We start from the raw sequence: 20,979 nt of genomic DNA, 5'->3' as shown, positions 1-20,979 counted from the left end.
ATTCAAATAAGAGAAACCCGTTACAGCGATGTGACGGGTTTTTTGCTGTCTGGGATTTAATAAATAGCCAAGAGCTCATGCCGAACTCAGTGGTTGCCGTTCTCGTACATCCTTTGCTCCACGGCATTCGTATTCCTAAACAGCTCGAAGGCGAGCCCCGCACAAGGCCGCCCCGACACAATGATAGTGTCGCATTTGCTATGTGACTTTCTACTGCTGTGGGCACCATGACATTACCAGGATCCAAATAAGAGAAACCCGTTACAGCGATGTGACGGGTTTTTTGCTGTCTGGGATTTAATAAATAGCCAAGAGCCCATGCCGAACTCAGTGGTGGCCTTTCTCTTACATCCTGTGCTCCACGGCATTCGTATTCCTAAACAGCTCGAAGGCGAGCCCCGCACAAGGCCGCCCCGACACAATAATAGTGTCGCATTTGCTATGTGACTTTCTACCGCTGTGGGCACCATGACATTACCAGGATCCAATTAAAGAAACCCGTTACAGCAATGTAACGGGTTTTTTGTTGTCTGAGATAAAGAAAAACATCAAGCCAAGACTGTATATGGAACTTAGTAGTGGCCGCTCTTGCATATCTTGTGCTCCATGGCATTCGTATTCCTATACATCAAACAAAACAGCTTGGATCTAAACAAAAAAGTGGGATGTTCTATTGTATTGTCGCTATAAATTAGCGCACTGGCTCCAAATAACAGAACCACGTTACAGCAAAATGCTGGTTTTTTATTGTTTTAAATTTGAAGATGAATTACGCAATATCTTAAAAAAAGAGACTGCCCGCTAATCTCATCATGTATATGCTTCCTATCAGATTACTAATAACTTATAGACTTAACATTCTCATGCAGTTATAGATCCTACGTGTTAAAATTTGATTTTAACTTTGCATATTATTGAGGTGTCTATTGCCAACCAGTGATTATCAACGAGTGCTAAATGAGATAACTCAAGAGGTTAAACCTTTATTGAGCCAAGGTAAGGTTGCTGATTATATCCCTGCTCTTGCTGAAGTTGATCTTGAGCAGTTTTCTATTGCCATTTACACCACTGAGGGGGAGATATTTTGCGCGGGTAATTGTGAACAGCGTTTTACTATTCAATCTGTTTCTAAAGTAATGACTCTGACATTAGCGCTGCAACGTTATGGCGATGAACTATGGAGTAGAGTGGGTAAAGAGCCCTCAGGAACAGCATTTAATTCACTGACCCAGCTTGAGTTTGAAAAAGGCATACCCCGTAACCCATTTATTAATGCGGGTGCCATAGTTACCTGTGATGCTTTATATAGTCGTTTATCAGCACCCATGCACTCTATGCTGGAAACATTTCGCGATTTATCTGGTAATCGAAGTATCGTAATAGATAAACAAGTGGCTAATTCAGAGTATGAGTTTAGGCATCGAAATGCGGCAATGGCACACTTAATGAAATCATTCGGTAACTTTGAAAATGAAGTGGATGATGTGCTGTGGTCATACTTTAATTTTTGTGCCATAGAACTTAATTGTATTGAACTTGCTAAGGCTTACAACTTTTTAGCTAATAAAGGGATAGACTACAGCTCTTCTAAACGAGTGCTTTCTAGCCGTCAAAATAAGCAACTAAACTCGTTGTTATTTACCAGTGGTTTATATGATGCGGCGGGTGATTTTGGTTATCGAGTGGGGATGCCTGGAAAATCAGGGGTTTCTGGGACTATATTGGCGGTATTACCGAATAGGTTTACTGTGGCAGTGTATTCCCCAGGATTAAACTCTTTTGGTAACTCAGTGGCGGGAATAGCAGCATTAGAGCTGCTATCTAAAAAGCTTGATATATCTATATTTTAGCTTTGTTTAGCGTAATGGGATCTTATTGATCCCAATACACTTGTTCTAAACAATCTTCGCGCTCAGGCAAACCACGAGATAAGCGAGGAGAGTGCTGTACAAGTACTTCAAAGCTTGCACGGTTAGCATATTTGCTAATTTGTGCGAGCGAAGAGTAGGTAATGGCTTGTTGCTGATGCTTTGCTGAATTAGCAACATTCAACTTATGATAAACATTCGCTGATAAGTCATGTAAAACCGCGGCTAAAGCACAGTCACCGGCACCATTGGTATTTTTAATCGAGTCAGGCCCACCCATAAACGGCGCAGTATGGCTATATGCCTTTATAGGATTTTCACAGTCAATTTTACGCATTGCACGTGAAAATTCATAACGATTAAAATCTGGTATAGCACCCGGTAATAATGGGTACTCTGTTTCACGTTTGCAGCTGTCATCAACAAAGCCAGCCATAAATAAGCCTTTTTCACCGGCTGTACAAATAACTAAGTCAACCCAGTCTAATGCTTTGTCAGCAGCAAGAAGTGGATCTTCATATCCAGTAATTGCTTGGCCTTCTTCTTCGTTCATAGCAAGTATATCAACATGCTTTTCTACAAAGTTAGCCCACCATGTCGGGTCCTGCTCGATAAGAAACTTAGTCCCTAGAGTTAATACCACCGGTACATTTGCATCGTTAGCATACTTGATTGCTTGCATAGTCGCTTCGGTCATGGTTTCATCACCTTGAGTACGCATTAAATAAGCACTGATGACTAATGCTGATGAGCCTTCTATTAGCTCTTTATCAATTGACTCTGGCTTTAGGTAATTCATCAGGCCAGCACTAATAGCAAACGTGCGCTCACCTGTTTCATCAATCAAGGTAAAGCAACGGCCAATAGGACCATCGACTGGTTGTAAGTAGTCTAAATCTACACGACTTGAGTTATTACATAAAAATCGATAAGCATAACTGCCTATTTTTATATTTTCGCTCATTACGCCTAGTAGTACTGAACGATCATCAGCAAGTACGGAATAGTTGTGCATCGTGTTGCCAACGGTTCCTCCTGCGAATTCGTAATCGACCATATCGTTTAGTTTTAAGCGATCGTATAAAGCATTAGTGATGTCATTATCTATAACTTGCGACATCCCTCGGCGCAATTGAAATTCATCGAGAAAAGCTTGGTCAACCTTAGCTTCTATATCAACAACGATTTGATCGATCCCCGTAATATAGCTGCGGTGTAATCGTTCTGTGGCGTTAAGTTGATTGGTCAGTGGATCTTTGGCTTCCACTGGAAAATAATGTTTATGCCTGCGGCGTCCAGGAAATTTCATTTGCTACCCGTGTTGTGAGCTAAATAAAAAAAGCGAGAGATTATAGCGTAAATCCCGCCTTATGGGCCATGGTAAACCACTTAAATTTGTTTTATTTTTGCAATAAAGTGATCAATTACGCATTTTTTTACGGTAAGTTGGTATAATTACGGCATAAAAAATAGTTAAGTAATAATCATGACAGAGCCATTTGACGACCAATATTGGATGGAACAAGCCCTTGTGTATGCAAAACAAGCAGAGCAACTCGATGAGATCCCGGTAGGCGCCATTATTGTCAAAAATAATCAGCTTATAAGCGCGGGTTATAATCGCTCAATTACCGATAATGACCCATCTGCCCACGCTGAGATGATAGCGGTAAGAGAAGCCGGAAAAGTGCTTAACAACTATCGCTTAATTGACTGCACTTTGTATGTCACGTTAGAGCCTTGCTCTATGTGTGCAGGTCTGTTAGTGCACAGCCGAATTAAACGTTTAGTATTTGGTGCAGCCGATGCTAAAACGGGTTCTGCTGGTTCTATTATGAACTTGTTGCAAGAACCTCGTTTAAACCATCAAGTAGAAATAACGGGTGGGGTTTTAGAGACACAATGTGCTGAGACTATTTCTAGTTTTTTTAAGCGTCGCCGAGCACAAATTAAAGCCGCAAAGCTAGCCGCTCGCAACCTTAACAACGATTAGTCTGCAGCTGCTATTAAGGCGTCTAGCTCAGCCATTTGCTGCATAGCAAACATACGACGGCGCCAAATTATCTTTTTATGTAAGTTTCTTAACATCACTCGACGACGAGTGGCAGTTGAGTGTTTTATACAACGTTTAAGCTGATGTGTACGTCTACGTTTAAGCATTACTTATCCTTATGTGCTTGGTGATGACACAGATTTTAATACAATTGAGCCAGATTATTGAATAATTGATTGCAAGTAAACAACTATTTGCTTTTCTAACATGTAGCTAATATAGCGCGAAATTTTCATAGCGCTTTTATTTTTCTTTTTCTACGCCATCACTAATACGTTGATTTGCATCACCTGGTTTAATGCTTTTATCTTTTGTTTCTTTTTCTTTTTCTTTTTCTGTTTCGGAAGTTGGCGGTATAGTTGCCATTGCATTATTTTCATCTAGCCAAACAAGCGCATCGTAATAGCGACGAATATTATCAACATAAGTCACTGCAACATCACCGCGAGCATAGCCATAGCGTGTGTTACGGTAGTGACGTTTTTTTACTAGTAATGGTAAGCGCTTTTTAACGTCAGCCCATTTATCAGGGCTAGCTCCCTGTTGTTCGGTAATTATGCGGGCATCATTAACGTGCCCCCAACCAACATTATAAGCGGCAAGTGCAAGCCAAGTACGATCAGGCTGCGGGATTCTATCTGGTATACGCTTAATTAATTTAGCTAAGTATTTTGCACCGCCACGTATGTTTTGTTCTGGCTCTAAGCGGTTAGTAACACCGACTTGTTTTGCTGTGCGCCTTGTTAGCATCATAATTCCACGCACACCTGTTGGCGATTTAGCTCGAGGGTTCCACATCGACTCTTGGTAACTCAATGCAGCAAGTAAGCGCCAATCAAGGCTACCTGCATATTGTATAAACCAAGGCTGATATTTAGGCAGTGTCTCTTTTATTGCATCTATGTAGGCTAAGGTATTAACGTAATTAAACTGACGGACATGGCCAAAGTACTTCTCTTCAAGTACATAAAGTTGATTGTTTTGTTTTGCTTCACCAAAAAAAGGAACTAGCAATGCGTACAATGAGTCATCATTCGACTTTCTTAGTATCCATGCAATTGAATCATTACGGGTAACTGAAAAGCCAATACTCAAGTTAGGGTGATAGCGCCTAAACAACGCTAATGTATGTGAATCCGCTAAGGTGTAATCTATTTCCCCATCAATAACGGCTTGTAATAACTCTTCTTCATCAAACTCTTCGGTTTCACTCCAAGTTAAATCTGGGTTGTTTTGTTTTATTTCTTCTAATGTTAATGAATGACTACTTTTAGCGATAACGGTGAAGTTTCCGGTTAAATCATCAAAATCACGAGGGCGTTCACGCCCTTGTTTAAAAACTAATTTTTGACTTATCGTTCTGTAAGTTGGGCCATAGCGGTAACGTTTGGCGCGCGCCTTGTTAAAAGTAAGCCCAGAGGCAATTAAATCGAGATCGCCACTATCTAAGCGCGCAAACATATCGGATAAATTAAAAAAGGGCACAATTTCAAGCTCTACCCCAAGGTAGTCGGCGAATGCTTGAGAGAGTTCAAATTCAAAGCCTTGTTCTCCTTGAACAGCTTGATAATAATTACTTGCACTGGCAAGTGTACCAACGCGAATTTTATTTTCTGATTTAATTTGGGCGAGCTGTGTTGACTGCTCTTGTGTGTTACAGGCACACAAAAGGATGACTAACGTAATGATTGTTATTAGCTTTATCTTCAACATATTCGCCTCTTTAGCATCGTATCTCCTGTTATAACAAAACTTACTGATTACGTCACTTACCGTTTAATCGCAGCCAGTAAAAAATAGGTGTAAACAAAAAGAAAAAGTTAATTTAATGAAAAGCGCATTTTTGAGTTAAATCTGAGAGTAATTTGGACTATAATACGCGCCTAAAATATCGTTCAATCCCTAACCCCGGGTGAAATTACTTATGTTGATCCTTCGTGGTGCACCAGCACTTTCAGAGTTCAGAGTTAATAAAATTTTAGCGCGTTGCCAACAATTGCAACTTCCTGTCACCAATGTATATGCCGAATACGCTCACTTTGCCGATTTAACATCGCCATTAAACAATGATGAGCAAACCAAACTTGAGAAGTTATTAACCTATGGACCAACAATTGCTGAGCATGCGCCAGCGGGTCAGTTGGTATTAGTAACGCCTCGCCCTGGTACTATTTCGCCATGGGCTTCAAAAGCGACTGATATCGCTCATAACTGTGGGCTTAAGCAAGTTCATCGCGTAGAGCGAGGAATAGCATATTATGTTGAGGGTGATTTAAGCACCGATCAGCTTACACAGGTTACAGCGCTTCTTCATGACCGCATGACTGAAGCTACTCACAGCAAATTAGAAGATGCAGCGCAGTTATTTCGCAGCGATGCGCCACGCCCAATGTCATCAGTTGATATTTTAGGTGGCGGCCGCGAAGCATTAGCCGTAGCCAATATAGAGCAAGGGTTTGCACTTGCTGATGATGAAATTGACTACTTAGTAGAAAACTTCATCAAGTTAGGGCGCAATCCTAACGACATCGAATTATTCATGTTTGCACAAGCAAACTCAGAGCATTGTCGTCATAAAATATTTAATGCTGATTGGACTATCGATGGTATTGAACAGCCAAAGTCGCTGTTTAAAATGATTAAAAATACCTTTGAGCACAATCCTGAAAATGTATTGTCTGCTTATAAAGATAATGCAGCCGTAATGAAAGGCTCAAAGGCGGGTCGCTTCTTCCCGAATGCGCAAGGTGAATATGCGTATCATCAAGAAGACATTGAAATCTTAATGAAAGTTGAAACCCATAACCACCCAACAGCAATAGCTCCTTTCTCTGGTGCGGCGACTGGGTCGGGTGGTGAGATTCGTGATGAAGGCGCAACCGGTCGAGGCTCTAAGCCAAAGGCGGGTTTGGTAGGTTTTACTGTATCTAATTTACGTATTCCAGGTTTTGAACAGCCTTGGGAGAGTGATTTTGGTAAGCCTGGCCGTATTGTTAATGCCCTAGACATTATGACTGAAGGCCCATTAGGTGGTGCTGCGTTTAATAATGAGTTTGGCCGTCCTAACCTTTTAGGTTATTTCCGTACTTACGAAGAAAAAGTAACGAGTCACAATGGTGAAGAGGTACGTGGTTACCACAAGCCAATTATGCTTGCCGGTGGTCTAGGTAATATTCGTGCTGATCATGTTCAAAAAGGCGATATTCCAGTAGGCGCAAAATTGATTGCGCTTGGCGGCCCTGCAATGAACATTGGTTTAGGCGGTGGTGCTGCATCTAGCATGGCATCGGGTCAATCAAACGAAGATTTAGACTTTGCTTCTGTTCAACGTGAAAACCCAGAAATGGAACGTCGTTGTCAAGAAGTGATCGACAAATGTTGGCAGCTAGGTGATGCAAACCCTATTGCGTTTATACACGATGTGGGCGCCGGTGGTTTATCAAATGCATTCCCTGAGCTTGTAGATGATGGTGGCCGTGGTGGTAAATTCCAACTACGTGATATCCCTAATGATGAGCCGGGCATGGCACCACACGAAATTTGGTGTAATGAATCGCAAGAGCGCTATGTGCTTGCTGTGGGCGTTGAAGATTTTGCACGCTTTGAAGCAATTTGTAAGCGTGAGCGCGCACAATATGCAGTTATTGGTGAAGCGACAGAAGAGCGTCATTTAACGGTTGCCGATAGTCATTTTGATAACAGCCCTGTAGATTTACCACTGGATGTATTACTAGGTAAAGCACCTAAAATGCATCGTGATGTTACTTCGCAACAAGTAGTAGGCACTGCATTAAATGTAGAGGCAATTAATCCTGCGGATGCAGCGCAGCGTTTATTACGTTTACCAACCATTGCAGAAAAAACCTTCCTGATTACTATTGGCGATCGCTCTGTAACTGGTTTAGTAGCGCGCGATCAAATGGTAGGCCCATGGCAAGTGCCTGTGGCTAACTGTGCAGTTACCGCAGCAACGTACGATACCTACCACGGTGAAGCTATGTCACTAGGTGAACGTACTCCAGCTGCATTACTTAATTATGGCGCCTCAGCACGTTTGGCTGTGGCCGAGTCTCTTACAAACATTGCTGGTGCTAATATTGGTAGCCTTGAGAACATTAAGTTATCTGCAAATTGGATGGCGGCTGCGGGTCACCCTGGCGAAGACGCAGGTTTATATGAAGCAGTAAAAGCTGTTGGTGAAGAGTTATGTCCAGCACTTGGTTTAACTATACCTGTAGGTAAAGACTCGATGTCGATGAAAACGACATGGAAAAATGAAGATGATACAACTGAGCAATCAGTAACATCGCCTTTATCACTGATTATTACAGCCTTTGGCCGTGTTGACGATGTACGTAAAACGGTGACTCCACAGCTGCGCACTGATAAGGGCGACACTTCGCTTATTTTAGTTGATTTAGGTGCGGGTAAAAACCGTATGGGCGCATCAAGCCTTGCACAAGTTTATAAGCAGCTTGGTGATGTTACTCCAGATGTAGACAGCCCTGAGTTACTAAAAGGCTTTTACAATGCTATGCAGGCGCTAGTGGCTGATAGCAAGCTACTTGCGTATCACGATCGTTCAGACGGTGGCTTGTTTACTACTATCGCTGAAATGGCGTTTACCGGACATACCGGTGTAACCGTAGATTTAGCGACTTTGACAGGCTCTGATATTGAAGCGCTTTATAACGAAGAGTTAGGTGCTGTAATTCAAGTAGCAAACAGTGATTTAGATGCTGTAAAAGCTGTATTTGAGCAGCATGGTGTTGCCGCAATTAGCCATGTGATTGGCTCGCTTAATAATGACGATAACATTGTATTTAATCGTGGTGAGCAAACAGTACTTAATCATACTCGTACTGAGCTTCGTACAATTTGGGCCGAAACAACCTATCAGATGCAAGCACGTCGTGATAACCCTGAGTGTGCTAAGCAAGAGTTTGACGCTAAATTTGATGCAAAAGACCCAGGCTTAAACGTTAAACTTAACTTTGACTTAAACGAAGATATTGCTGCACCGTACATTGCGACAGGTGCTAAGCCACAAATGGCTATTTTACGTGAGCAGGGCGTTAACTCGCACCTAGAAATGGCTGCTGCGTTTAACCGTGCTGGTTTTGCTGCGGTAGATGTTCACATGAGTGATATTTTAGAAGGTCGTTTAACGCTTGAACAGTTCAAAGGTTTAGTGGCGTGTGGTGGCTTCTCTTACGGTGACGTATTAGGCGCCGGTGAAGGCTGGGCTAAGTCAATATTGTTTAACGATATGGCACGCGATCAGTTCCAAAGCTTCTTCCATCGTGAAGATACCTTTAGCTTAGGTGTATGTAACGGTTGTCAGATGCTATCAACATTAAAAGAGTTGATCCCAGGTACTGAGCATTGGCCACGCTTTGTAACGAACAAGTCAGAGCGTTTTGAAGCACGCTTTAGCTTAGTTGAAATACAAGAGAATCCATCGGTATTCTTTAATGGTATGGCGGGCTCGCGGATGCCAATTGCGGTATCTCATGGTGAAGGCCATGCAGAGTTTGCAAACGACGCAGCAACAAAAGCAGCGCTTGCAAGTGGTACTGTAGCGGTTAAATTTGTTGATAACTACGGCAACCCTACAACGCAATACCCAGCGAACCCGAACGGCTCGCCAGAAGGTATCACAGGTATTACATCAACAGATGGCCGTGCAACTGTAATGATGCCACACCCAGAGCGTGTATTTCGTACTGTTGCTAACTCTTGGCACCCAGATGAGTGGAAAGAGGATAGCCCATGGATGCGTATGTTCCGTAATGCGCGTAAAAATGTAGGTTAATATACACACTAGATTCATGATCTGGATGTAAAATAAAAAAGGCTGCCTTGTGCAGCCTTTTTTGATTATAGTGATTAAAAAACATGTAAGGATAATATGTTTAAGCGCATTGGTTTAATTGTTGGCACTCTTTTACTGAGTCTATTATTACTCGGGTATGTATTTCGCTTGCCTTTACTACAATGGGCCATTGCCCCTGAACTTAAAAAAGCAGGTGTCACATTAAGCTGCCTCGATTTTTCAATTACCTCAAAGTTAAATATACATGCCGATACTGTGTGTTTAAATTACCAAAACCAACAATTACAACTTTCTGATATTACAGCGAGTACAAAGCATGTCAGTGTTCAAAGTGCAATATTAACGCTCAATCCATTACCTAAAAGTGATAACGCTAATCAACCGGCTAAACAGCTTGAGATAGCGCTACCTTCAAATCGCCCACTCATTAATATTAAACAGCTTGTAGTAAACAGTAATCAGCTCAATAAACCATTAAAATTTAGTGTATTAGAACCTGCGCTAAATCAATTTAATGTAACGGGCGATATAAATGCGAGTGCGATTTTAACCACCAATAAAATAAGTGGTCAGCTAGCAGTTGATGACATTTTGTTAAAACAGGTAATAAACACTAAAAACACCTTACTCGATGCTGTTAACTTTAATACTCAACAAGTGTTTAGTTTTGACGGGACTGAGCTTAAGTTGAACGGGGGGATTAGCGCTCAATTTGCTCATACGTTTGATCAATGCCAATTTAATTTATTAACCACTGGCCAGATGGCTACTCGCTTTAATTTAAATAACCAAGCGTTAATCCTAGATACCGGTTCACTTAATAACAAAATTAATTTAAGCCCTCGCTGTACTGAGTTAATTCCACCAAGTAAGTACGCAGATTTTGTAAGCAAACAAGTTGCTTTAAATTGGCAGGTTAAGCTTTCTCAAGCTCTTCGCATAGAACAAGGGGAGCTGAGTATTCCAGTAATCAATTTGATGAGTGAAGGTAATAAACACTTTGATATTTTAATAACAGATACCGCCCTCACTATTAACGCTTTGCTTGATAATATTCAGGCAAAGGTGTCTGCTCAAATAAACACGCCAGATATAAACAGCATTAATATAAGCGCTCAGTTAAATGGTACTAAAGTTAAAGGTGATTACAACGTTGAGCTTGAAAGGCTACCCGCATTTATCCCTGTTACTGCTAATGCGCTTAATTTCAGTGGTTACTTTGAATTAAGTGAATTTATTGACTCAAAACCCATCGGGTACGCACAGAGTAAATTTTCCGTTGCTAGCTTTGAAGCTTTTGATGTAAAAGCAGTGCACTATCAAGGTAGTTTAACCGCGAAAATGGATAAACAATTAAATGCAGAAATTACATTAACTAATCAGTTAAAAAATGCGGCATATAAAGAATTTAAACTTACCAATATAAATAATAGTCTCACGGCAAAAGCAAACCTAGGTGTAGGTGAGTTATTTGCTCATTTAACTGCGAAAACGCAAATTAAGGCTCTTAATAGCGCTGATATAAGACTGCATAATATAAAAATAGACTCGAGTGGATTACAAAGCCGTGCACTTAAAGCGTCGCACCATGCGTTTATAGATGATATTGAGTTGGTGGTAAATCATCATATATCGTCACAGGCACATCCGTTTGAGGTGATTGTGCCAGCGCAAAGTGTGTTGCCATTAAACACCTTTATTAATCAGTTTTATCCACTTGCTAAGCTGACAAAAGGTACTTTTAACGGCAATATTAGTGGCGATGTCAATTTACAAAGGGCATCCATTGATATAGATACTCGCCAATTAAGTGGACTTTATAATGACTACCTTGCAAGTGATTTTAGTAGTGTATTTAGCGGGGAATTTAATTCAGGTAGGCTTAATGTAAAACCCACTACCTTTCATTTAAATGAGTTTAGAGCGGGCGCAGTTATCAAAGGCCTTAAAGGGCAATGGCTCGTCAATAACAATAATGTGCTTGTTAGTAATGTTGAAGGTAATGTGCTTGGCGGTACATTTTTATTAGATAACTATACGCTTGGACAAGAAACCCAAGTTAGCACTGTAACGTTTAATAATATTGATGCAAGTAAGCTGATCACCCTTGATGATAAGTCGGGTATTACTTTAACAGGGCGTTTGGCTGGTACACTGCCGGTGAGCGTTAATAAAAATGGTGTGCACATTAGCCAAGGCAGTCTGTTTAGTCAAGGCGAGGGCAATTTAAAAATTAGCAATAATGCTGCATTTGATTCTGTGATGCAGCAACAGCAAGAGTTGCAACCTGTACTGGGGTTATTGACTGATTTAGATATTCAAAAGCTTAATAGCAGCGTTGTACTTAAAAATGATGGTTGGTTAAAGCTTGGAGTTAATTTACAAGGTTATAATCAGCAAGCGCAGCAGCAAGTTAACTTTAATTACAACCATGAAGAAAACATATTTACGCTTTTACGGGCACTGCGTTTAAGTGATGAAATTACACAAAAAGTTGAGCAACAATTTTCACAAAAAGGAAATGGGCAATGAGACCGTCGTTATCGATAAAAGTGCTGCTCGCGTTAGCAGCAATATCAGCACTAAGTGCGTGCATGCATCGTGTTGAGGTGTCGGCTAAAGAGCCAATCACTATTAATTTAAATGTTAAGGTTGATCATGAAATTCGTGTCAAAGTAGATAAAGAGCTCGATAATTTATTTAGCGATGACAGTGAGTTATTTTAAGGAGCTAGAATATGAATATTAAAAATAAATTAAATATAGTAACCCTAATCAGTGCCGTTTGTATGTCATTTTCAGTTTGGGCTATGAGTTTAGATGAAGCTAAAAGCCAAGGCTTAGTTGGTGAAAACAGCTCAGGCTACCTTGGATTAGTTGTACAAAATACAGAAGCAAAAGCGGTTGTTGATGACGTTAACGAAAAACGTAAGGCACAGTACTTAAAATTAGCTAAAAAGAATAACTTGTCACTTGCACAAGTTGAGGCATTGGCAGCAGCAAAAACAATCGAAAAAACGCAAAGCGGCCATTATATTGAAGTAAATGGTAGCTGGGTCAAAAAATAAAGTTAATGGGTCAACTAAAGGTATTAAAAGCCGAGCTTATACGCTCGGTTTTTTACAGTTTTCTAATAATTGTTGCCAAAAATCAATGCCTTTTCGGCGTGCTAAGTTTATATTATGCTCAGGAATAGACTCAGGTTCGTCATAGTTTTCAAGTGCTTCACTCATACTTGCTTCACGAATTAGGTGCAAGGTAGGAAACGGTGCTCTATTTGTGTAGTTGGCCGGATCGGTTTCATTGCTATCGGCAAATACATAATCAGGATGAAAGTTAGCAATTTGATATTTACCTTCAAAGCCTTGTGCAACCAATAGCGCATTTGCTAAATCGACTAAATCTAAAAAGTCTTCAAAGTCACTAAAACCGTTATCGAACATGATTAGCGTGGTTTCTCGTTCGCTCTCGCGGTCAAGCTCGATACATTGCTCAAGCATATCCATTACAGCATCATCGATAGTCTTAGCGTTACTTACAATGTAATGAATACAGTTGTTTTCGACTTCTTTACGGGCAAACGGGCAAAAGTTATATTTTACAATAACGGATGAAACCCATTCTCGGGTTTGGCTAATAGCTATGTTAGTCACTGTTTTGGCTCTAAGTATTGATTAATAATAGTGAGTGTTTTTTTTATGGCGCCTTGGTTTTTAGCAACACATTGCGCAGCTTTTGTGCCGAGCGTTTGGCATGCCTTTTTATTTTGGCTAAAGGTAATGAGTTGTTGTGCCAGTTCATCTGCATTTTCTACCACGCATGCCCCTTTGAGCTTTGTTAACTCAGGATAGACATGATCAAAGTTATACGTGTGAGGGCCTGTTATTACACCGACCGAAAATGCGGCTGACTCAAGCGGGTTATGACCACCACGACGAATCAAACTACCGCCAATATAACTAACACTAGCCGCGCCGTATAAACACTGTAATTCACCTAGCGTATCGGCAAGTAAAACGTGTTCGTTTTGGTAATTATTTTGGCTACGACGACTAAAGCTTAAAGTACTTTGTGTGAGTAGTTCAGCCACTTTATCAAATTGCTCGGGGTGTCGCGGGGCAATAATCAATAAAGCATCAGGCTGCTTTTTTAACAACTGCTGGTGGGCATCGAGTATTAATTCATGCTCTATAGGGTGAGTAGAACCTGCCACCCATATAAAACGTTCTTGGCTATTATAGTACTGTTTGAGCACGCTCACCTTTGTAAGTTGCTCTTGATTGGGGCTTATATCAAACTTGATTGAACCTGTAACATGGCTTTTTGAAGGCTCAAGCCCAAGTGTAATAAAACGCTCTGCATCTGTTTTATTATGACTGGCTAACGCAGTAATAGATTGCATAATACGGTGAGTTAACTGCGCAACCTTTTGATAACCCTGCTGCGACTTTTCAGAAAGTCTCGCATTAACAACCAATACCGGGATTTTTTTGTTATGCGCATTAGCCATAATATTTGGCCACAATTCAGTTTCTAAAATACATAGTAACTGCGGTTTTACGCGTTTTAAAAATCGAGCAGTGGCAAAAGGAAAATCGATAGGTAAATAACTAATAGCGACGGTATCTTTAAATTGTGCTGTTATTTGTGCGCGGCCAGTCGGGGTATTACAAGTGATCAAAATATTGAGCTGCGGGTGCTCATTTTGCAACGCTTTAATTAATGGCGTAGCTGCTAATACCTCACCTACAGAAGCACAATGAATAACAACAGGTTTAGTTTTATTAGAAAATAAACAGCGACGTACAAATCCAAAACGTTCTTTAAAATGCGCGCGATAACCCGAATTTTTTTTACCACGTAATACATATAAATAAAATATGATCAAAGGGCTAATAATGATTAGTGCAAGTGAATAAAAAGTGCGTGCCATACTGAGCTTTGTTTAAGGTAATTGTAGCTAGTTTATCGTGAAACGGCTTATTTCTAAACATACAAAGTATAAAAGTTGGTTTGAGTTCATTTACTAGGGTATAAACTAAATCAATGTCATTCAAATCACGCTATTGCATCAGTTTCATGATTTTAGGAAATGCTTATGGTTACTTTTATAACAAAAACGATTTCCATGCAGTAAGCCTTTGATTTTAGTTTCTGTGAAACATCTAATTTAGTTATATAGAGGTGATTTGGCTATAAAATTATGGAATAATGAAATTAATTTTTCCTGCCATTTCAGTTCCAAGAGGAATATCTCATGTCAATTATAGATTCAGTGGCAACCAGCTACCTAGAAAGTTTAAACCGTCATCAAGTATTGTTTGAAACAATGGAGGCGTATCATCAAGAGGTAATGCAGTTGCTAGAAGCATGTCATAGTGCTTTACAAGCTGGTGGTAAGGTTGTTTGGTTTGGTAATGGCGGCAGTGCTGCCGATGCTCAGCATTTAGCTGCAGAGTTTGTGGTGCGTTATAAATTAGAGCGAGGCCCATTAGCGTCTATTGCTTTGACCACAGACACGTCTATTTTAACAGCGCACAGCAACGATTATCATTTTGATACTGTGTTTGAGCGCCAAGTACAGGCGCTATGTAAGCCTGAGGATATTGTGATTGGTTTAACTACATCAGGTACCAGTAAAAATATTAATTTAGCATTAGAAGCTGCTAACAAAATAGGGGCATTCACGGTTGCACTTACTGGCCGTGACGGCGGGCAAGTAAAAGATATTGCAAAGTTACCTATTATTATCAAAAACGACGAGACCGCGCGTATTCAAGAAGCACACATGTTTATTGGCCATTGGTTATGTGAAGCCATGGATATGGTTGTTGTGGAGCAGCAGTAATGGATTTATCTTTACTAAAGAACTTATCAGCAGCACGTATTTTAGTGGTGGGCGACGTGATGCTCGATCGTTATTGGTATGGTGATTCAGGGCGTATCTCACCAGAAGCGCCAGTACCCGTTGTTAAAGTCAGTAAATTTGAAGACAAGGCTGGCGGTGCGGCTAACGTGGCTAAAAATATAGCCCGTTTAGATGGTAAAGTGGGGTTGTTAGGCCTTATTGGCGAGGATGAAAGTGGGCAAATTTTAGAAAATATTTTAGAAGGTGAAAAAATAAGTTCACAGCTTGTCAGCGTGTGTGATTTACCGACTATTTCTAAAATGCGTGTAATTAGCCGTCACCAGCAAGTGGTACGTTTAGATTTAGAAGAAACTTTTAACGAATCACATAGCCAGCTTTTATTGAATCGATTAGAGCTTGTGCTAAATGATTACGATTTTATAGTGTTTTCTGATTACAACAAAGGCTCGCTATCGCTGATCAAAGAGATGATAAGTGTGGCCAAAAAAGCAGGTAAAACGGTACTTGTTGATCCTAAATCATCGGACTTACAGTTATATCGCGGTGCTGATTATATAACCCCTAATTTAAATGAATTTAAATTAGCAGGCGGGCAAGTGGGCTCAGAAGAGACACTTGCAAGTAGTGCACGAAACCTCATTAGTGATGCGGGTATAACGGCGATGTTACTTACCCGTTCAGAGCAAGGTATGTCGCTTATAAATGCCACTGAAAAATATGATTTTGCAGCTCAAGAGCTTGAGGTCAGTGACGTAACTGGCGCTGGGGATACTGTTATTGCAACCCTTGCCGTTATGTTAGGTGCGGGCATGATGCCTAAAGATGCGGTAGAAATTGCTAATTTAGCTGCAGGTATTGCGGTGAGTAAATTGGGCGCGGCTACGGTTTCTCCAGAAGAGTTAAGCCGAAAACTGGGGCAATACTTACAAGCAACTGGCGAGCATTATCAAACCCCGTTTGATGACGTATTGCAGCATATTGAATTTGCTAAGCAAAATGGTGAAACGATTGTATTTACTAATGGTTGCTTTGATATTTTGCATGCAGGGCATGTGCGGTATTTAGCGCAAGCTAAAGCCCGTGGGGACAGATTAGTGGTTGGTTTAAACAATGATGAATCTATTGCTCGTTTGAAAGGCCCAGAACGCCCAATAAACCCATTAGATGAGCGCGCCATGGTCCTCAGTGCACTTGCCTCCGTTGATTGGGTTATCCCGTTTGGAAGTGCTGATGAAAATGACACGCCGGCAAAACTTATCGAGCAAATAAGCCCTGATATTCTTGTCAAAGGCGGCGACTATACGGTAGAACAAATAGCCGGTGCGGAGCATGTGCTGCGCCATGGCGGAAAAGTCGAAGTGCTTGAGTTTTTAGATGGCTGTTCAACATCAAAAGTGATTAGCAAAATAAAAAGCTAGTTCGCTAATCAAAAAAAGGGGATAAACTGCAGTTTATCCTCTTTTTAATGTTATTAATGAAACTAAAAGTTGTATTCGAACTTAGCAAATGCAGACGTATCGTTTTCTGCTCCATCGTTATTAGAGGCAAGTCCGCCAAGGGTTAAGCGCCCCCCCATGGCAAGCATTCTATAACGTACTTCAAGCTGCTTAGAACTAAATGCGGTTTTTGTGATTGAGTTACCTAAATCTGGATTATTAGGGTAACGGTCGCGGTTGTCGCTGTTATAGTCAATATCACGCAGTTTTACTTGCCAATCAGTTCCGCTTGAGAGTTGCCCAAGTACAGTAAGTACTAGTGACTGCGTATCATTATCATAAGTAGAGCCGATAGGACGGCCATGATAGCGATAGCCTGATTGATAATCTGTGTGCTCATAATAGCAGTTTTCGGTCGTTGACCCCGCAGAGCAAGAGACACCTGTATCAATATATTCTAAGTTGACTAGTAAATTCTGCTCGTAAACGCGATGTGTTGTTTGTAAGCCAAATAAATACGCTCTATCTGCTGGTTTAAATTGTGAGCTCGCATCTTCACCAATGGTACTTGCATAAATAGCATAAGGTTGATTGAACAACGTATCAGACCAGCGAATATCAATACCGGCTAATTGATTACCAATTTTTGACTGTAACTGGCTATCACAATTACTGGTGCCATCAACGCATTCTGTATCACCGGCAATCATATCGATAAAGTCACTAGCCGAGCTTGGTTGTCCTTTCCCTGCCCATTGTGCTGTCCAGCTTAATGCTATTTCTAATTGTTGAACGGGGCGAAAGTTAACACGAGTGCTCCATAATAACGCATCTGGTACAACTCGGGTTGACTCTAGCTTTGCCATTTGTGCAGTAAAGCTCCACTGACCAATCCAACTCAGCCAAGGTGTTTCAAATGCACTGCTTTGTTCTCTGCTGATACTTATTGCAGGAAGTGGTTTGGCGTTACCAGACATAATTAGACTGTTATCAACGCCTGGTCCCCAAAACTGTTCAACCGCACCGGCTCTAAATATCCAATTACCCAAACGATACGCTAAATAGCTATCATCAAGTGAGGTATCATTGCAGTCAGTCAGTGCTTGCTCATTGTTAACTATATTGTCTGTTGTTTTACCGTTGATTAAACACTTTTTACCATCACTGCGGTGATTAAGCGCAATTTTGGCTGCAAAGTTATGTCCTAGGTAAGCATAGGCTGCTGTTAATTCTGACTCTTGGGTATTCGTTGCACCAAAGCTGGTGGTCGCTAATGGATCTGAGCTGGCAAATGCAGAAAGTTGAACACTATGTGAACCACTGTTTTCTGACTTATAACGATGTTTTACACGCAATAACGCATCTTGTAAGCGAGGTGATAATTGCTCTAGTCCGGCATTATCGATATCAGCAATAAAGCTTTTCCACATTAACGGGTAAGTCGTTACCGGGGCTAAAATAACACCTGCATCGGCGAGTTGCTGGATATCCGCTCTTAACCCAAAATCATCAGGTTTAACCCAGGGTTCAGCATAAACAGGGGTACTCATTGCACAAAAAAGCGAAGAAAGTATAAAAATTTTGTTTCGCAAAGCTCAGATCCTTGTGATTGAAATTACCGGTAAGTTTAGCAATCTAAGCATCTTATTGCAGTAATTAAATCTAAATTGGTATGTTAAATCATATAGAAAAATGCTTACCATCTATCGCTAAAAAGTTGCCATTGGTATACTGCAGGTCAAATAAGCCAGTGAGATTGTAATGAGCAAAAAACGACTTTTATTTATTCCTGTGTCATCACCAGAAGGTATTGGTGAATATATGCGCTCATTACAGCTGGCTCAAACTTTAAAGGCTGAGTATGGCAAGCAGTTAGATATTCATTTTATCTTAAATAAGCATACGGCTTATGCTAAAAGCTGCCCGTTTTCTAGCTTACTCTTAAACCAATCGGCAACAAAAGAAAATACGCATGTATGTCAGTTTATTAAGCAATACAAACCAGATGCGGTGCTATTTGATTGTGCAGGACGCGCTGAGCAAATGAAAGCTGCAAAAAAAGTGGGTGCTAAAGTTGTTTTTATTTCACAGCATGCAAAAAAGCGGGCAAAAGGTTTAAAGCTTAATAGGACTGGTCTTATTGATACTCATTGGGTGGTACAACCGGATTACTGTATTGAACCTCTTTCGTGGTATGAAAAGCTAAAATTGAGCATGTTGCCTTTGGCCTATCCTGCTAATGTTGGGCCATTTACAGTATTTGCATCAGCGCAACAAAAATGCGATGCACTAAACCGTTATCACTTGAAAGAAAAAGAATTCTTTATTGTTAACGCGGGCTCTGGTGGTCATACAGTTAATGGCGTAAATTGCGCAGATATATATTTTCAAGCAGGGCTTGTTATTGCTAAACAAACAGGCTTGAAAGGCGTGGTGGTATTTGGCCCTAATTACACTAAGTCGCTACCTAAAACCAATGAGTTAATTTGTTTGCCAAGCCAAGAGGGAACTGAATTTTTAGCCTTACTCAGTCAGGCTAAAATTGCATTACTGAGCGCGGGTGATACTTTACTACAAGCTATTGCTTTGCAAACCCCAACCATTGCTTGTGCTATTTCAAAAGATCAGAGTGATCGAGTCGCACGTTGTGCAGCCACTGGCGTTGTTAAACAAGCTGAGCTTGATATTTTAGACATCACTCAAAAAGTGCAAGAGCTACTTACTGAGCCAAATTATAACAATACACTCAGCCAATATATGTTGTTAGAAAATGTACATAGCTTTGATGTTATAACGAATGGTGTAAAAGTACTGTTGCAGGGGAATAAGCTATGAATATTGTCATTGTAATTGACTCTCTTGTTGGTGGTGGCGCTGAAAAGGTAATGCTTACATTAGCGCAAGAGATGGTATTAAAAGACCACAATGTGACTATCTTGTCATTGGCGCAAAATATTGAATATGACATTCCAACCACTTTGAACGTTGAAAGTTTATTTTCAGGTCGAGCAACAAAAGTTGATCGATTTTGGCAGATAAAAAAGAATGTTAAAGTATTAGAAGCATGGTTTGAACAAAAGCTACTTCAACTTGGTTCTATTGATTTAGTACTTTCTAATTTAGATCGTAGTAATAACTTATTAGCAAAAAGTAAAATAGAAAATATCCATTTTGTTGTTCATAACTCAGTTAATGCAGAGCTCGCTAGGCAAAAAAAACTAGGTCCGCTTTCATATTTATATCTTAAAAAAAGCAAACAAAACTTAAATGGTAAATCATTGATTTGTGTTTCTAAAGGGGTTGAAGAAGAAATAAAGCAAGGCAACTTAATTAGTCCAAGTGCTATAACAACTATTTATAACCCCTTTAATTTTAAAGAAATTAATGAGCAAGCTAATGAATCAAATATTAATATACCAGATACACCTTACTTGATTCATGTGGGACGTTTTGCTAAACAAAAACGTCACGATGTTCTGTTTGACACATTTGCCAAATTAGATAAAAAATATAAATTGGTATTGTTGTGTAATAAAAAAGAGAAAGCGTTTAAGTTAGCCAAACAATACGGAATTGAAAATCAACTTATTGTACCTGGATTTGAACAAAATCCTTATAATTGGATTAAGCAGGCTAAGGTTTTGTTGTTAAGCTCAGACTTTGAAGGATTTGGTAATGTGTTAGTTGAGGCTTTGGCTGTAGGAACACCAGTTGTCAGTACTGAGTGTCCTCATGGTCCAAGTGAAATACTTACAGGTGAGTTAAGCAAATATTTAGTACCAATTGGTCAAAGCGAAAAGCTTGTGCTGGCAGTTAAGCAAGTGCTCGCAGATAACCCAAATGTAGGCAAAGCAGCTATTTTAGAAAAAGTGTGTGCCGATAGGGTAACAGAGCAATACTTAGCATTAGCAAACTAGT

The 20,979-nt window shown here is 40.3% G+C and carries 16 protein-coding genes; 10 read left to right on the top strand and 6 right to left on the bottom strand.

The genetic code is table 11. From position 1 onward, the window contains the following. The first annotated feature begins 926 nt into the window (after positions 1–926). A complete protein-coding gene (gene glsB / locus ACTRWE_RS04530) occupies positions 927–1,850 on the top strand; it encodes a glutaminase B (RefSeq protein ID WP_024601835.1) in 924 nt (307 codons plus the stop codon). A 22-nt stretch (positions 1,851–1,872) separates the two neighbouring features. Here the strand turns inward: glsB and ACTRWE_RS04525 are convergent, their stop codons facing one another. After that, entirely contained in the window at positions 1,873–3,177 is a 1,305-nt protein-coding gene (locus ACTRWE_RS04525) for an inosine/guanosine kinase (protein WP_055013160.1), read from the bottom strand. Between the two features lie 177 nt (positions 3,178–3,354). Between ACTRWE_RS04525 and tadA the strand changes: the two genes are divergently transcribed. Next, complete coding sequence (gene tadA, locus ACTRWE_RS04520) at positions 3,355–3,861, top strand: tRNA adenosine(34) deaminase TadA (RefSeq protein ID WP_010390967.1); 507 nt, start codon at positions 3,355–3,357, stop codon at positions 3,859–3,861. On the opposite strand, the gene ACTRWE_RS04515 is transcribed toward tadA, so the two are convergent. Together ACTRWE_RS04515 and mltF are read right to left on the bottom strand one after the other, a co-directional pair. Then, positions 3,858–4,028, bottom strand: coding sequence for a hypothetical protein (locus ACTRWE_RS04515; RefSeq protein ID WP_008468235.1), 171 nt, complete (start codon positions 4,026–4,028; stop codon positions 3,858–3,860). The two genes, tadA and ACTRWE_RS04515, sit on opposite strands and share 4 nt — an antisense overlap. Positions 4,029–4,164: 136 nt before the next feature. Continuing rightward, the gene (gene mltF, locus ACTRWE_RS04510; protein WP_290190772.1) at positions 4,165–5,634 is read right to left on the bottom strand and encodes a membrane-bound lytic murein transglycosylase MltF; all 1,470 of its coding nucleotides are present in this window, start codon (positions 5,632–5,634) and stop codon (positions 4,165–4,167) included. A gap of 211 nt (positions 5,635–5,845) precedes the next feature. Here mltF and purL point away from each other — a divergent pair, with 211 nt between their 5' ends. From purL to ACTRWE_RS04490, 4 genes are all read left to right on the top strand, one after another. Beyond that, complete coding sequence (purL, locus tag ACTRWE_RS04505; RefSeq protein WP_138764287.1) at positions 5,846–9,736, top strand: phosphoribosylformylglycinamidine synthase; 3,891 nt, start codon at positions 5,846–5,848, stop codon at positions 9,734–9,736. A 96-nt stretch (positions 9,737–9,832) separates the two neighbouring features. Next, complete coding sequence (locus ACTRWE_RS04500) at positions 9,833–12,289, top strand: intermembrane phospholipid transport YdbH family protein (RefSeq protein WP_462879559.1); 2,457 nt, start codon at positions 9,833–9,835, stop codon at positions 12,287–12,289. Continuing rightward, a complete protein-coding gene (locus ACTRWE_RS04495; RefSeq protein ID WP_013464275.1) occupies positions 12,286–12,483 on the top strand; it encodes a YnbE family lipoprotein in 198 nt (65 codons plus the stop codon). The genes ACTRWE_RS04500 and ACTRWE_RS04495 overlap by 4 nt, the downstream gene beginning before the upstream one ends. 11 nt (positions 12,484–12,494) lie before the next feature. After that, positions 12,495–12,824: a YdbL family probable chaperone protein gene (locus tag ACTRWE_RS04490; RefSeq protein ID WP_008468219.1), complete on the top strand. Its 330-nt coding sequence runs from the start codon at positions 12,495–12,497 to the stop codon at positions 12,822–12,824. Between the two features lie 36 nt (positions 12,825–12,860). Here the strand turns inward: ACTRWE_RS04490 and ACTRWE_RS04485 are convergent, their stop codons facing one another. Continuing rightward, entirely contained in the window at positions 12,861–13,409 is a 549-nt protein-coding gene (locus ACTRWE_RS04485) for a DUF1415 domain-containing protein (RefSeq protein WP_013464276.1), read from the bottom strand. Beyond that, positions 13,406–14,689 (bottom strand): lipid IV(A) 3-deoxy-D-manno-octulosonic acid transferase, encoded by a 1,284-nt coding sequence (gene waaA, locus ACTRWE_RS04480; RefSeq protein WP_128583460.1) that lies wholly within the window; start codon positions 14,687–14,689, stop codon positions 13,406–13,408. Before waaA ends, ACTRWE_RS04485 begins: the two co-directional genes overlap by 4 nt. Positions 14,690–15,013: 324 nt before the next feature. Here waaA and ACTRWE_RS04475 point away from each other — a divergent pair, with 324 nt between their 5' ends. Both ACTRWE_RS04475 and hldE read left to right on the top strand, forming a co-directional pair. Further along, positions 15,014–15,604, top strand: coding sequence for a D-sedoheptulose-7-phosphate isomerase (locus ACTRWE_RS04475; protein ID WP_013464278.1), 591 nt, complete (start codon positions 15,014–15,016; stop codon positions 15,602–15,604). After that, positions 15,604–17,043, top strand: coding sequence for a bifunctional D-glycero-beta-D-manno-heptose-7-phosphate kinase/D-glycero-beta-D-manno-heptose 1-phosphate adenylyltransferase HldE (hldE, locus tag ACTRWE_RS04470; protein ID WP_013464279.1), 1,440 nt, complete (start codon positions 15,604–15,606; stop codon positions 17,041–17,043). Before ACTRWE_RS04475 ends, hldE begins: the two co-directional genes overlap by 1 nt. A 62-nt stretch (positions 17,044–17,105) precedes the next feature. Here the strand turns inward: hldE and ACTRWE_RS04465 are convergent, their stop codons facing one another. After that, a complete protein-coding gene (locus tag ACTRWE_RS04465) occupies positions 17,106–18,653 on the bottom strand; it encodes a capsule assembly Wzi family protein (RefSeq protein ID WP_128583424.1) in 1,548 nt (515 codons plus the stop codon). Positions 18,654–18,822: 169 nt separating this feature from the next. Here ACTRWE_RS04465 and ACTRWE_RS04460 point away from each other — a divergent pair, with 169 nt between their 5' ends. Together ACTRWE_RS04460 and ACTRWE_RS04455 are read left to right on the top strand one after the other, a co-directional pair. Then, complete coding sequence (locus ACTRWE_RS04460) at positions 18,823–19,896, top strand: glycosyltransferase family 1 protein (RefSeq protein WP_462879558.1); 1,074 nt, start codon at positions 18,823–18,825, stop codon at positions 19,894–19,896. Then, the gene (locus tag ACTRWE_RS04455; RefSeq protein ID WP_462879557.1) at positions 19,893–20,978 is read left to right on the top strand and encodes a glycosyltransferase; all 1,086 of its coding nucleotides are present in this window, start codon (positions 19,893–19,895) and stop codon (positions 20,976–20,978) included. Before ACTRWE_RS04460 ends, ACTRWE_RS04455 begins: the two co-directional genes overlap by 4 nt. The last annotated feature ends 1 nt before the right edge of the window (position 20,979 follow it).

The sequence above is a fragment of the Pseudoalteromonas sp. G5_S1_54_S4 genome (assembly GCF_054968565.1).
Note: the sequence above shows the minus strand (reverse complement) of the source record. Positions and strands in the feature narration are given on the sequence as shown.

Bases quoted from the DNA above. Each gene is read 5' to 3' on its own strand.
- ACTRWE_RS04525 (WP_055013160.1), bottom strand. From the start codon at position 3,177: ATGAAATTTCCTGGACGCCGCAGGCATAAACATTATTTTCCAGTGGAA.
- ACTRWE_RS04495 (WP_013464275.1), top strand. From the start codon at position 12,286: ATGAGACCGTCGTTATCGATAAAAGTGCTGCTCGCGTTAGCAGCAATA.
- tadA (WP_010390967.1), top strand. From the start codon at position 3,355: ATGACAGAGCCATTTGACGACCAATATTGGATGGAACAAGCCCTTGTG.
- mltF (WP_290190772.1), bottom strand. From the start codon at position 5,634: ATGTTGAAGATAAAGCTAATAACAATCATTACGTTAGTCATCCTTTTG.
- hldE (WP_013464279.1), top strand. From the start codon at position 15,604: ATGGATTTATCTTTACTAAAGAACTTATCAGCAGCACGTATTTTAGTG.
- ACTRWE_RS04460 (WP_462879558.1), top strand. From the start codon at position 18,823: ATGAGCAAAAAACGACTTTTATTTATTCCTGTGTCATCACCAGAAGGT.
- purL (WP_138764287.1), top strand. From the start codon at position 5,846: ATGTTGATCCTTCGTGGTGCACCAGCACTTTCAGAGTTCAGAGTTAAT.
- waaA (WP_128583460.1), bottom strand. From the start codon at position 14,689: ATGGCACGCACTTTTTATTCACTTGCACTAATCATTATTAGCCCTTTG.
- ACTRWE_RS04455 (WP_462879557.1), top strand. From the start codon at position 19,893: ATGAATATTGTCATTGTAATTGACTCTCTTGTTGGTGGTGGCGCTGAA.
- ACTRWE_RS04490 (WP_008468219.1), top strand. From the start codon at position 12,495: ATGAATATTAAAAATAAATTAAATATAGTAACCCTAATCAGTGCCGTT.
- ACTRWE_RS04475 (WP_013464278.1), top strand. From the start codon at position 15,014: ATGTCAATTATAGATTCAGTGGCAACCAGCTACCTAGAAAGTTTAAAC.
- ACTRWE_RS04500 (WP_462879559.1), top strand. From the start codon at position 9,833: ATGTTTAAGCGCATTGGTTTAATTGTTGGCACTCTTTTACTGAGTCTA.
- ACTRWE_RS04515 (WP_008468235.1), bottom strand. From the start codon at position 4,028: ATGCTTAAACGTAGACGTACACATCAGCTTAAACGTTGTATAAAACAC.